Source organism: Ahrensia sp. 13_GOM-1096m (genome assembly GCF_000620605.1).
Taxonomy (GTDB): domain Bacteria; phylum Pseudomonadota; class Alphaproteobacteria; order Rhizobiales; family Rhizobiaceae; genus Ahrensia; species Ahrensia kielensis.
The window spans coordinates 330,048-343,311 of the sequence record NZ_JIAX01000006.1 but is presented as its reverse complement, the minus strand read 5'-3'; the positions used below and the strand labels follow the sequence as shown (position 1 = coordinate 343,311).

11 protein-coding genes and 1 riboswitch are annotated in these 13,264 nt (G+C 47.7%); of the genes, 9 read left to right on the top strand and 2 right to left on the bottom strand.

All coding sequences use genetic code 11. The features are described from left to right. Nucleotides 1–336: 336 nt before the first annotated feature. The 5 genes from N530_RS0101990 (at nt 337) to N530_RS0101970 (ending at nt 7,394) form a co-directional block, all read left to right on the top strand. Entirely contained in the window at nt 337–753 is a 417-nt protein-coding gene (locus N530_RS0101990) for a MerR family DNA-binding transcriptional regulator (protein WP_018688731.1), read from the top strand. Nucleotides 754–1,030: 277 nt separating this feature from the next. After that, the gene (locus tag N530_RS0101985) at nt 1,031–2,824 is read left to right on the top strand and encodes an acyl-CoA dehydrogenase C-terminal domain-containing protein (protein WP_026479322.1); all 1,794 of its coding nucleotides are present in this window, start codon (nt 1,031–1,033) and stop codon (nt 2,822–2,824) included. An 87-nt stretch (nt 2,825–2,911) separates the two neighbouring features. After that, entirely contained in the window at nt 2,912–4,120 is a 1,209-nt protein-coding gene (locus tag N530_RS0101980; protein ID WP_026479321.1) for an acetyl-CoA C-acetyltransferase, read from the top strand. A gap of 17 nt (nt 4,121–4,137) precedes the next feature. Beyond that, nucleotides 4,138–6,360 carry a 3-hydroxyacyl-CoA dehydrogenase NAD-binding domain-containing protein gene (locus N530_RS0101975; RefSeq protein WP_026479320.1) on the top strand — a complete coding sequence of 741 codons (2,223 nt, stop codon included), beginning with the start codon at nt 4,138–4,140 and terminating at the stop codon, nt 6,358–6,360. 116 nt (nt 6,361–6,476) lie between these two features. Further along, a riboswitch (cobalamin riboswitch) is annotated at nt 6,477–6,691 on the top strand. Nucleotides 6,692–6,719: 28 nt separating this feature from the next. After that, nucleotides 6,720–7,394: an energy-coupling factor ABC transporter permease gene (locus tag N530_RS0101970; protein ID WP_026479319.1), complete on the top strand. Its 675-nt coding sequence runs from the start codon at nt 6,720–6,722 to the stop codon at nt 7,392–7,394. Between the two features lie 77 nt (nt 7,395–7,471). On the opposite strand, the gene N530_RS0101965 is transcribed toward N530_RS0101970, so the two are convergent. Next, nucleotides 7,472–8,890, bottom strand: coding sequence for a DEAD/DEAH box helicase (locus N530_RS0101965; RefSeq protein WP_035266217.1), 1,419 nt, complete (start codon nt 8,888–8,890; stop codon nt 7,472–7,474). 540 nt (nt 8,891–9,430) lie between these two features. Between N530_RS0101965 and N530_RS0101960 the strand changes: the two genes are divergently transcribed. The 4 genes from N530_RS0101960 to N530_RS0101945 all read left to right on the top strand — a co-directional run bounded on the left by N530_RS0101960 (nt 9,431) and on the right by N530_RS0101945 (nt 11,512). Continuing rightward, the gene (locus tag N530_RS0101960) at nt 9,431–9,640 is read left to right on the top strand and encodes a cold-shock protein (RefSeq protein ID WP_026479317.1); all 210 of its coding nucleotides are present in this window, start codon (nt 9,431–9,433) and stop codon (nt 9,638–9,640) included. Between the two features lie 113 nt (nt 9,641–9,753). Beyond that, complete coding sequence (locus tag N530_RS0101955) at nt 9,754–10,368, top strand: 2-hydroxychromene-2-carboxylate isomerase (RefSeq protein WP_026479316.1); 615 nt, start codon at nt 9,754–9,756, stop codon at nt 10,366–10,368. Between the two features lie 76 nt (nt 10,369–10,444). Further along, nucleotides 10,445–11,140, top strand: coding sequence for a helix-turn-helix transcriptional regulator (locus tag N530_RS0101950; protein ID WP_026479315.1), 696 nt, complete (start codon nt 10,445–10,447; stop codon nt 11,138–11,140). Nucleotides 11,141–11,203: 63 nt separating this feature from the next. Then, entirely contained in the window at nt 11,204–11,512 is a 309-nt protein-coding gene (locus tag N530_RS0101945; protein ID WP_026479314.1) for a polyhydroxyalkanoic acid system family protein, read from the top strand. Nucleotides 11,513–11,547: 35 nt separating this feature from the next. Here the strand turns inward: N530_RS0101945 and N530_RS0101940 are convergent, their stop codons facing one another. After that, nucleotides 11,548–13,218 (bottom strand): lysine--tRNA ligase, encoded by a 1,671-nt coding sequence (locus tag N530_RS0101940; RefSeq protein WP_026479313.1) that lies wholly within the window; start codon nt 13,216–13,218, stop codon nt 11,548–11,550. Nucleotides 13,219–13,264 lie beyond the last annotated feature (46 nt).

Sequence of the window (13,264 nt, the reverse complement as noted above, 5' to 3'; positions counted from 1 at the left end):
GTGCGATTCGATATATGTCCACAAAAGGCTCGAACGTTTATCGACTCACAGTGCCGCGCGTTAACTTTTTAACGAACGTGGTAAACAACGCGTTAACTGTTGGAATATTTTCAACATTTTTACCATGTTTAGGCATCTAAGTTGCATTTTCCACCCAAAATGTAACAGCGCGTAATATTACGTAACTTTCAATTTACCCAACAACCTTTAGAGGGAGTAGCTTACTTGTTCTAGGCGCTGCAAAAACCTAGAAGACCATCCCAACCACATTTGAAGGCAAATAGAGCTTATTTGGCCTTAATAATAATATGCACGTCAGTGCGAAATGGAGCATTTATGAACGGGCTTGAACGGTTCGACAAAAACAATCCGGAAGAAACATTCCGTATTGGTCAACTCGCAGAAGAGTTTGATGTTACTTTGCGAACACTACGTTTCTATGAAGACAAGAAACTATTGGCACCACGCCGCATCGGCAACACCCGAATTTACTCTCGTAGCGACCGCGCTCGCTTGAGAATAATTCTTTTGGGTAAACGTCTCGGATTTTCATTGGCTGATGTTGCTGAAATTCTGGCTCTTTATGATCCTGAATCCGGCAATGTACGCCAGTTGAAAGTCTCCTTGGAAAAAGGCGAAGAGCAGCTTACAAAACTGCAGCTAGAGCGCGATCAAATTGATGCATCAATTAGCGAACTAGAAAAAACGATTGTGTCGTTTCGTAACATGCTGGCGGAAGCCGAGAAAAAATAAGCGTCATTCGCATATTTGACGATTTAATACACACACTTAGCAACAAAACCAATTTACCACTACGAAACGCAGCGCAGAAATGTGCTGCGTTTTTTTCGTATGTCCGAGAACCTAAACCACTTAACCCGATATTTTAATCTGCCCCGCAGTCAGATTAGTGTACAATGTTTCCCACACGCAAATTTTGACGTTTACGCAAACGTCAAAATTTGATATATAACCTTGAACTAAAATTCAGATGCCGAATTTAAGGCACTAGCCCACGGTTGGAGGAAACATGCCGAGCTACAGCGCACCCATTGATGACACCCTATTTATATTGAACGATGTTTTAAAATACGAACGTTTTAACAATTTGCCTGGCTTTGCCGATGCATCACCTGATATTGTTGAGGCGGTTCTACGTGAGGCTGGCCGTGTCGCTGAAGAAGTATTCTTTCCGCTCAACCAAGTAGGCGATCAAGAAGGCTGTATCCGCCATGATGATGGCAGCGTAACAACGCCTAAAGGCTTCAAAGAGGCTTTTTCTCAGTACAAAGAAGGCGGCTGGATGGGCTTGGGCTTTGACCCTGAATATGGCGGCCAAGGCCTTCCTTATGTTCTTCATACCGCTGTCAGTGAATATCTATCATCCGCAAACATGGCATTCGCCATGTATCCTGGCCTTACACAAGGCGCGATGGCAGCTATTCACGTTCACGGAACTGACGAACAAAAACAGACATACCTTCCTAAAATGGTTGAAGGTATCTGGACCGGCACAATGAACCTAACCGAGCCGCACTGCGGCACGGATCTGGGTTTGCTACGCACAAAAGCTGTTCCGCAAGGCGATGGCACGTTCAAAATCACAGGCCAGAAGATTTTCATCTCTGCCGGTGAACATGACATGAGCGACAATATTATTCACTTGGTTCTTGCCCGCATCGAAGGCGCGCCAGAAGGTGTCAAAGGTATTTCGCTCTTCATCGTTCCTAAATTTGCAATCAATGAAGATGGTTCTGTTGGCGATACCAATGGTGTCTCATGTGGTTCTATCGAAGAAAAAATGGGCATCCACGGCAATTCTACCTGTGTGATGAACTATGACGATGCTGTTGGCACACTTGTTGGTGAAGAACATAAGGGCCTAAAAGCTATGTTCATCATGATGAACGAAGCGCGTTTGGGTGTTGGACTTCAAGGCCTTGCGATTTCGGAAGTCGCCTATCAGAACGCTGTTATCTACGCAAAAGACCGTATTCAGGGCCGTTCATTGTCTGGCGTAAAGCATGCAGACAAAAAAGCTGATCCGATTATCGTGCATCCAGATGTACGCCGTAATTTGATGACAATCCGCTCCTTTAACGAAGCTGGTCGTGCTTTCATCCTATGGGCAGCGCTTAAATCTGATGTGGCACACCGCTCTGAAGATAAAGAAGAAGCTGCACTAAGCGAAGAAATGATGGGCTTGCTTACGCCGGTTATCAAAGGTGTTTTGACGGACAAAGGTTTTGAGCATGCGGTCATGGCTCAACAAATGTATGGCGGCCACGGCTACATTGAAGAATGGGGCATGAGCCAATATGTACGTGATGCGCGTATTGCCATGATTTACGAAGGCGCAAACGGCATTCAGGCGCTTGATCTTGTGGGCCGTAAGCTTGGCATGAATGGTGGACGCGGCGTTCAGGCATTCTTCAAAGAAGTTGGTGATTTTTGCCAAGACAATCGTGAAGACGAAAATCTTGCATTCTTTACAAAGCATTTGAAAAAAGGCCTTAACGATTTGCAGTCAGCCACGATGTGGTTTGTACAAAATGCAATGGCAAAGCCTGACAATGCGGGTGCTGGTTCACACGATTACATGCATATGTTTGGCTTGGTCGCACTTGGTTACATGTGGGCATTGCAAACAAAAGCAGCGCAGGAAAAGCTTGCGGAAGGTGCTGGCGACAAGCAATATTTCGACAACAAGATTGCAACGTCACGCTTTTTCTTTGATCGGGTTATGCCGGAAACATCAGCGCATCTTGCGCGCATATCAACCGGTGCCGATAGCATGATGGCTATACCGGAAGATGCGTTTTAAGCGCCAATAGAAAGGCGGGGCACGTCCCCGCCAAATTCAATTTTCGATCACAAGTCCTGAAAATCGCAGGCAAACGGGAGAAATAAAATGGCTGATGCCTTTATTTATGACGCAGTGCGAACACCGCGCGGACGCGGCAAAAAAGACGGCTCATTGCATGAAGTACCAACACCGCGCCTTGGCGCAAAGGTTCTTGAAGCACTTAGAGACCGCAATGAACTCGACACATCCAAAGTAGATGACGTTATTTTTGGCTGTGTTGACCCTGTTTATGAGGCTGGCGGCGACATTGCTCGCGCAGCTGTTTTTGAAGCTGGTTATGCGACAGAAGCGCCCGGCATGCAGATCAACCGTTTTTGTGCATCCGGCCTCGATGCTGTGAATTTTGGCGCTGCTAAAATTGCGCAAGGTGCCGATGATATTGTTATCGCTGGCGGCGTTGAAAGCATGTCACGCGTTGGCATGGGCGCATCTGGCGGCGCTTGGTATATGGACCCTTCGGTTAACATCCCTGCATTCTTTATGCCGCAAGGTGTTTCTGCTGACTTGATCGCCACCAAATACGGCTTTAGCCGCGATGATGTGGATGCCTATGCAGTAGAAAGCCAAAGGCGTTCTGCGGAAAGCTGGGAAAAAGGTCACTTTAAAAACTCTGTCATTCCGGTCAAAGACCAGAACGGCCTGACAATTTTGGCGACAGACGAACATATGCGTCCAAGCACAGACATGCAGTCTCTTGGCCAGTTAAACCCAAGCTTTGTTATGCAAGGCGAAATGGGCGGTTTTGATGCTGTTGGTATTGCTGGACACCCAGAAATTGAACGTATCAACTATGTTCACCATGCAGGCAACTCATCAGGTATTGTTGATGGTGCTGCTGGCGTTCTGCTTGGCTCGAAAAAAGCAGCTAAAATGATCGGCAAAGCGCCACGCGCGAAGATCAAAGCCTTTGCCAATATCGGTTCTGATCCGACATTGATGCTGACAGGTCCTGTTGATGTGACTGAGAAGCTTTTGAAAAAAGCTAAGATGACAATCGATGATATTGATTTGTTTGAGCTTAACGAGGCTTTTGCTGCCGTTGTTCTTCGCTACATGCAGGCATTTAAAATCGACCATAGCAAAATGAACGTTGCTGGTGGCGCGATTGCGATGGGGCATCCACTGGGTGCAACTGGCGCGATGATCCTCGGCACTGTTCTGGATGAGCTGGAACGGCGCGACAAAAGCACAGCGCTTATTACTCTGTGCATTGGCGCAGGCATGGGCACTGCAACTATTATTGAACGTGTTTAAGGGCTGGGAGAGACACTATGACATATAAAAATTTCACAGTCGAAACGGATGCAGACAGCATTGCGCTCGTAACTTGGGACATGCCTGACAAGTCTTTGAACGTCTTCACCGAAGAGGCGATGGTCGAACTTGACAAAATTATTGATCAGGTAACCGCAGATGATGGTATCCGCGGCGCAGTTTTCACATCCGGTAAAGATGGTTCTTTTTCTGGTGGTGCGGATATCACGCTGCTCAAACAGATGTTTGACACGATACAAGAAGCTAAAGCGAGCGGCGACAATGAAGCTGGCACGCAAAAGCTGTTTGACCGTGCAGGCGAGATGAGCCGTATCTTCCGTAAGTTGGAGACAAGCGGCAAACCTTGGGTTTCAGCCATAAACGGCGTTTGCATGGGCGGCGCGTTAGAGCTTTCTCTTGCGTGTCACGGCCGTGTTGCATCCGACTCACCAAAAGTGAAACTGGCATTGCCGGAAGTTAAAATTGGCATTTTCCCAGGTGCTGGCGGCACACAGCGCGTTCCTCGCTTGGTCAACGCTCAAGACGCGCTTCAAATGATGACAACAGGCCAAAACCTGAAACCATCACGTGCCAAAGCAATGGGCCTTGTGCACCAAGTTGTTCCTGCAAGCGACCTGATCTCTGCTGCAAAACAGATGATTATTGATGGTTTGAAACCGGTTCAGCCATGGGATGAAAAAGGCTTTAGATTGCCAGGCGGTCAAATCTACTCACCTGCTGGCGCTCAACTTTGGCCTGCCGCATCGGCTATCCTTCGCCGCGAAACTCACATGAACTATCCGGGCGCTCAAGCGATCCTGAAATGTGTTTATGAAGGCCTGCTTGTGCCGTTCGATCTAGCGCTTAAAATTGAGCAGCGTTACTTCACACAAGTCTTGCAAACGACAGAAGCTGGCATGATGATCCGCTCGCTGTTTGTTTCTATGCAAGAGCTTAACAAAGGCGCCCGCCGCCCTGAAGGTGTACCGGATACGAAGTTCAAGAAAATTGGTATTCTTGGTGCAGGCTTTATGGGTGCTGGCATTGCATATGTAACGGCGAAAGCAGGCATTCCTGTTGTGCTTCTTGACCGCAACATGGAAGCTGCAGAAAAAGGCAAAGCGCATTCTGAAGACTTGATCACCAAAGCCATGCAAAAAGGCCGTGCGACACAGGAGCAAAAAGATCAGCTCCTCTCGCTTATCACGCCAACGGCAGATTATGCGGACTTTGATGGTTGTGACCTTGTCGTCGAAGCGGTGTTTGAAGATTCTGCCGTGAAAAAAGCTGCGACAGAAGCTGCCGAAGACACCATGAAAGCGACAGCAATCTTTGCGTCAAACACATCGACTATTCCGATTACTGATCTGGCGAAAAATTCAAAACGCGCCAAGAATTTTATCGGCATTCACTTTTTCTCACCTGTCGACAAGATGATGCTTGTTGAAATCATTATGGGTAAGAAAACAGGTGATAAAGCGCTGGCTGTTGCGATGGATTTCGTTCGCGCAATCAAGAAAACGCCAATCGTTGTCAACGATACACGCGGTTTCTACGTCAATCGCTGTGTGCTGAAATACATGTCTGAAGCTTACAATATGCTTGCCGAAGGCGTTCCACCAGCAATGATTGAAAATGCTGCTAAATTGGCTGGCATGCCAATTGGCCCGCTGGCGCTAAACGATGAAACAGCGATTGATCTTAGCCAAAAGATCCTTAACCAAACCGTTAAAGATCTCGGTGAAAGCGTGGTTGATCCGCGCCATATCGAGCTTGTGAACACGATGGTTGATACACATGGTCGTCATGGGCGCAAAAACGGCAAAGGGTTCTACGACTACCCTGACAAGCCAGCTAAAAAGCATCTGTGGCCTGAACTCAAAACGCTTTATCCGCAGCAAAATGCCGATGACATTGACTTTGAAGAGCTAAAACAGCGCTTCCTCGTTGTTATCGCATTGGAAGCAGCACGCGTCATGGGTGAAGGCATTGTCACCGACCCGCGTGAAGCCGATGTTGGCTCGATCCTAGCCTTTGGTTTTGCACCATATACCGGCGGCACACTGTCTTACATTGACGGCATGGGCGTTGAGGAATTTGTTGCATTGTCTAAAAAGCTGCAAAAGAAATATGGACCGCAGTTCAAAGCACCCAAATTGCTGACCGATATGGCAAAAGCTGGCGAGACATTCTATTCGCGGTTTGACCCCTATGCGAAAAAAACTGATCAAGCTGCTTGATTAGTAATACTTTCAATCAAAGCCCCGTAAGCTCTTCGCTTTCGGGGCTTTTTTGTGCCTGACATATTTAGCGAAGGAATGTCTCAGACGGACAATTGTCAAAAGTATAATATGCGAATAATGTCCTGATATCGGGTTCTCGAACGGCAAAGCCTAAGGGGATTAAAAGGGAATACGGTAGGGACAACCCAATGCGGGCCTGATCCGTAACTGCCCTCGCAACTGTAAGCGCTGAGCTTGCTGCCACTATGCCACTAAGCGAAAGCTTGGGAAGGCGGCAACAAGCAGTGAAGCGTGAGTCAGGAGACCTGCCCGATATAGTGAAACTAACTCGCACGATGGGTGCAGAAGGATATAAAATGCATATTGAACCTGGTGTCGTTGACGCGGCAAAAATGACTCTTGCTTACGCGACAGCTGCGACTGCTGCTGGTGTTGGCCTTAAATTCGCATGGGATGCGATCAAAAATGATGGTGGTGTAACCGGCCTCGTTTTTCGCTCTGTTGTTGCAACGCTTGCAGTGTTTATCTTCTTTGAAGTGCTTCCACATTTTGCGGTTGGCGTTTCAGAAGTACACTTCATTCTTGGCTCAACAATATTGCTCATGCTTGGTGCTGGCCCTGCTGCCATCGGTCTTGCCCTTGGTCTTTTGGTTCAAGGGATGTTGTTCGCGCCAAGCGATTTGCCAATGTATGCCGTCAACCTGACAACATTACTCGTACCATTGTTTGCGATTAGCGCTCTTGCGAAGAAAATCATTGCGCCAAAAACAGCCTATGTGGACATTACCTATAAACAGGCTTTTGCGCTTTCTACTGCCTATCAGGCGGGTATCGTAGCCTGGGTCGCGTTCTGGGCAATTTACGGCCAAGGCTTCGGCGTTATTTCTTCGGTTGCTTCATTCGGCGCAGCGTACATGCTGGTTGTTGTTATTGAACCGTTCGTTGATCTGGCCGTATTGGCTGCAGCAAAATCGCTCAAAGGAAAAGACGCAACGCCATTCCTGACAAAGCGTTTAGGCCAAGCGGCTTAAACTGCACTTTTCTTAAAACAAAACCCCGGAAACCATTTAGGCTTCCGGGGTTTTTATTTGTCTTCAATTCTTAAGAATTAAGCAACTTTGCTTTTGCGTTTCTCGCCGCGTGCCCAACGTGAAGGACCGCCATTTGGATCAGCAGCCTTGAAGCGTTTACCTTGGCTTACGCGCTTTTTGCTTTTTGCTTTAGGTTGAGCGTCACCGCCACCCTGCTCACCGCTTTTACCTGGCGCACCAATGTCAGCAACGCTGCGACGGCCGCGATGACCTTGAGCGCCACCAGAGCGTTTGCGACCCTGACCGCTTGGCGCTCCGCCACGTCCTTTTTTCTCAGGCTTAAAGCCAGCAGGTGGAGCCTCACCGCTTGCAATCGTAATTTTCATGCCCATCAGCTTTTCAATGGCTTGAAGCAGATGAATCTCATCAGGTGCACACAATGCAACAGCCTGACCTTCCGCGCCAGCACGTGCTGTACGGCCGATCCGGTGCACATAAGCTTCTGCAACTTCCGGTAAGTCATAGTTAAAGACGTGGGAAACACCAGAAATATCGATACCGCGTGCTGCAACATCCGTCGCAACCAAAACTTGGGCTTTGCCAGATTTGAAATCTTTGATTGCTCGTTCGCGCTGATTTTGGCTTTTGTTGCCGTGAATTGATTCAGCAGCAAAACCACGTTCAACCAAATGACGCTTTAGCTTTTCAGCGCCGTGTTTTGTGCGTGAGAAGACAAGCGACAAGCCCTCGCCTTTCGCTGTTAGCAAATCTTTTAGCAAGTCAGCCTTAGAGCGTCCTGAAATATGATGCACAGATTGCGTGATCTTATCAGCAGCTTTACCTGGAGGTGAAACCTGTACTCGAACCGGCTCATTCAAATATGCGCCAGCCAGATCATTGATCTGTTTAGGCATCGTTGCAGAGAACAAAAGCGTTGTGCGTGGCACAGCAAGCATTTTTGCAATTCTTTTGAGCGGCACAATAAAGCCCAGATCAAGCATTTGATCGGCTTCATCGAGGACGAGATATTTAACTTGGTTCAGACTAACCGCTTTACGCTCGATCAAATCCAGCAAGCGACCCGGTGTTGCAACAAGAATATCGCAGCCAGGTGTAAGGTTACGCGCCTGAATGTTGATTGACGCACCGCCAACAACAACTTGCACACGTAGATGCGAGTGACGCACATATGAACGCAAATTGGCGTTGATTTGGTTTGCGAGTTCGCGTGTAGGCGCAAGAATGAGCGCACGGCATGTTTTTGGCTCAGGCTTTTTGCCGACCGAGATCAAGTTTTCAATAAGAGGCAGGCCAAAAGCTGCTGTCTTGCCAGTACCTGTTTGTGCCAAGCCCATGATGTCATGGCCCTTCAGGATGAGCGGAATACACTGCTCCTGAATTGGCGTTGGTGTTTCATAACCAAGCTGGCTTAGTGTTTTTGTAATCGACTCTGAAAGACCTAAGTCTGCAAAAGTCGTTGCGTGTTCGTTTGTCAAAATGACATACCTTTCAAATCGGCGCGCAAATGCGGCCGAATACAATTAGAAAGCATCAACACCAATGAGTGCTCATACAGTCTCTTGCGGTTGCGGGATGAAGCTCACAAACGGACCGGATGTCCATTTGCCGTTTACCCGACAGAACCCCGCGTGAAATGGGAACTTGGTTTTTAATATGCCGGTCTAATTAGATCCGGTGTTAAATTGGCTCGAACAATAAATAAGTTGTTTCGATTAGCTTTTGTTTGAAAAGCGTTGCTCACGCGGCAACTACCAATAATCGCTATATCGGTTGCCAGCTGCAGAATGTCAAGCTGGATGATTGCATGGCAGCTAGATCACAATTTCATGGGTCAGTTGCAAACCACTTGAAACCGCTAACATTATATGGCTAATCTTGGGTCTATATCGTGTAACGGAATAGGTATATCTCAAGTATTTCACGAGTGTGAAACACGTATAACTCCCTTCCTATACATCGATTAAGGCGGCATATTTGCCGCAAACCTGTTTGCGAAAAGTTGAAGAGGATTTCTGATGGCAAGCGGCACAGTAAAATGGTTCAACACCACAAAGGGTTACGGCTTCATCGAACCTGAAGATGGCAGCAATGATGTGTTTGTACATATTAGCGCTGTCCAACAAGCCGGCATGCAGTCCCTCACCGAAGGGCAAAAAGTCAAATTTGAGTTGGTTCAAGATGAACGCTCCGGAAAAACCGCAGCAGGCAATTTAAGCACAGCTTAATAAGCCATTTTCATCAAACTCAGCTAATTGAGCTTGGTTGTTTTTCACGTCTTTGTCACTGGCGACATTGGCGCATGTGCTCTACGTTTTGAAAAACTGAACCGAGGCGTATTATGACAACGATTGACTATTACTTTTATTCTGCTTCACCATTCACCTATCTTGGCCATCAAGCGATTGTTGATGTTGCAGAAAAACATGGAGCCACGCTCAATGTGAAGCCGGTCAATTTGATGGCACTGTGGGCTATATCAGGCGCTGTACCACCGGCTCAAAGACCTGCCGTTCGTCAACGTTACCGTCTGATCGAATTACAACGGGTCGCAGATTTCAAAGGTTTGCCGATCAATAAACAGCCAGCACATTTTCCCGTCGATGCCACAGTGGCAGACTGTTCAATTGCAGCAATCGTTGCAGGTGGCGCTAACCCACTCGCTTATATGCGTGATTTGTTCGCCGCAACATGGGCCAATGAGCAAGATATTTCTGATGAAGCGACACTTACTGCGCTTTTGAAGAAAAACGGATTTGACTCAGATGAGATCTTAACCGCTGCGAAAAGTGAAACTGTGGCTGCTATCCGCGAGCAAAATTCCAAGGATGCTATTGCGGCAGATGCCATTGGTGTTCCAGCATACGTTGTCAAAGGCGAAGTCTTCTGGGGGCAAGACCGGATTGAAATGCTTGACCACATGCTCGCAAGCGGCCGCTCCCCTTTTGCGCCCTAGGCGGCATAAATAACACTTGTGTGACGGTTCATTTAAAGGTATTTATTCCTTTATCCCGAAGCTTCAGGATTAACCCATGCTATCTCACGAACGCATCTGGCGGGCGATTGATCGTCTAGCAGAGGCACATGATCTAACCCCATCCGGCCTTGCCAAGCGCGCAGGGTTGGATTCAACGACGTTTAATAAATCCAAACGATTTGCCTCTGATGGGCGCGCGCGCTGGCCTTCCACTGAATCCTTATCCAAAATCATCGAAGCAACCGGTGCAAGCCTACGCGAGTTTACAAATCTTGTTGATGGGGCTGGTGGGAACTATACTCAGTCAATTACCAGTGCAGATGCTGGCCTAGCCGAACCCAGCCGTCCATATCACATGGCCTTACGCGATGTGCCTGTAGTTGGCATGGCGCAAGCTGGCGGCGGTGGTTTTTTTGATGATGCAGGCTTTCCGGCTGGGCAAGGGTGGGACCAAGTACAACTTCCTGGCGCGGATGCCGACAACAACACCTATGCGCTTGAAATTACTGGCGACAGCATGTTGCCGCTTTACCGCGAGGGTGATGTGGTGATCGTCTCACCAACAGCGTCGGTTCGCAAAGACGACCGCGTTGTTGCCAAAACAATTGACGGCGAAGTGATGGCCAAAATCTTAAAGCGGAAAACAGCCACCTCTATCGAGCTGTCCTCAATAAACAGCGATTATGAAGATCGATCATTTGCGATCACTGATATTGAGTGGATGGCACGCATATTATGGGCCAGCCAATAATTACACAAACATTGAAAAGCCGATTTGTCTCCCCATCTCAATACTAAAGACATTGGAGCAATCATGGCAAAACCCGTAACGATTACAATCTCTCATGAACTTGGCAAAGACGCTGCGAAATCACGCATTGATGGCGGATTTCAAAAAGTTGGTGACCGGCTTGGTTTTGGTCTCTCAATTAATCAGCGCTGGGAAAGTGACACCATGCATTTTGATGCCCGCGCTATGGGCCAAACTATTGAGGGCAGCTTGGATGTGCATGAAACAAATGTCATCATTACCGTCATGCTACCACTGCTCCTTGCAGGCATGGCCGAAACGATAAAAGCTAAGCTTCAAAAAGAAAGCACCTTACTTCTGGAAAAGAAATAAGGTGCTAAAACTCTAGTGCAGTTCAGATGAACGCTTTAGTTGTGCTCAGCGTAGAGCGAGCCATCTAAAGCGCTGGCAATAAGGTTTGCCGTTTCTTTGACGCCATATAGTGCGGCAAATGACCCAAAACGAGGGCCGCGCTCCTGACCAAGCAAAATACGGTAAAGTGCGTTGAACCACTCACCCGTAACGGCTGGCGAACCATCTGGTGCCGTTTTCTTAGGGTCATGATAGCGTGCATATTTACGGCCAACACTCAAAACAGCATCCTGAATTGTTGCGCCGTCCGCATCTTCTGCGAGTGTTTCAAAAACCTTGTGTAGATCGGTTAAAGCTGCGCGCTCTTCATCATCTGGCTTTGAGAACTGCTTGGTCGGTTTAACAAAATCATTGAAATAACGGATCGCAAAATCTGCAAGCTCATCCAGCTTCGGATGCGTTTCTGCTGTAACACCGGGCGCATAGCGGGAGATGAACCCCCACAAGACATCGCGGTTACTTGCGTTAGATGCACTCACCAAATTCAATAACATCGAGAATGGCACGGGCATGTCGATCTGTGGAAGATTGCCGGAATGAATGTGCCAGACTGGGTTGTTTAGTTTTCCAGCATCATCTTGGCGTTCAAATGCGGACGCAAAAGAAAAATACTCGTCAACGGCTTTAGGAATAACATCGAAAAACAGACGTTTGGCCGTGCGTGGCTTCTGGAACATATACAGCGCCAGACTTTCCGTTGGCGCATAAGTCAGCCATTCATCGATTGTCAGGCCATTGCCTTTAGATTTAGAAATTTTCTGACCTTGATCATCCAAGAACAACTCGTAAATGAAATGCTCCGGCGCTTTGCCGCCAAGCGCATTACAAATACGGTCATAGATAACTGAGTTGGCCGCATGGTCTTTTCCGTACATTTCAAAATGCACATCAAGGGCCGCCCAACGCATGCCAAAATCAGGCTTCCATTGAAGCTTCACATTGCCGCCTTTAACAGACAATGTTGTCTCTTCGCCCTCTTCATCATCAAATGTAATTGTGCCAGCCTCGGCATCAATTGATTTCATTGGCACATAAAGAACGCGGCCAGATTTTGGTGAAATCGGAAGGAATGGTGAATAGGTCGCCTGACGCTCTTCGCCAAGGGTCGGCAACATGATCGACATAATCTTATCATAGTTCTTAAGCGCATTCATAAGCGCATCATCGAACTTGCCCGACTTGTAATATTCCGTTGAGCTGGCGAACTCATAATCAAAGCCAAACTGATCCAAGAAACGGCGCAGCATCGCATTGTTATGATGCCCGAAGCTCTCATAGTCACCGCCAAACGGGTTAGGCACCGCGGTTAAAGGCATGTGCAGATACGGCTCCAACGCTTTTGTATCGGGCACATTTTCAGGAATTTTGCGCATGCCGTCCATATCATCAGAAAAGCAGATGAGTTTTGTCGCGACTTTATCTTCAGTCAAAAGACGGAACGCTGTGCGTACCATTGTGGTGCGCGCGACTTCTCCGAATGTTCCAATGTGCGGCAAGCCAGATGGGCCATAGCCTGTTTCGAAAAGAACGGTTTCAGGAAAACCTGTTTTCTCAAAACGCTTTGTTATCTTTCGCGCCTCTTCAAACGGCCAAGCCTTGCTCACCTTGGCGGCTTCAATAGCTGCTGGTGTTACATCAAGAATAGGCAAAGCCGGATTGGCACTCATGTTAAAATTCCTAGGTTTGAAACTGCGCGATTTCCTACCCCATCGC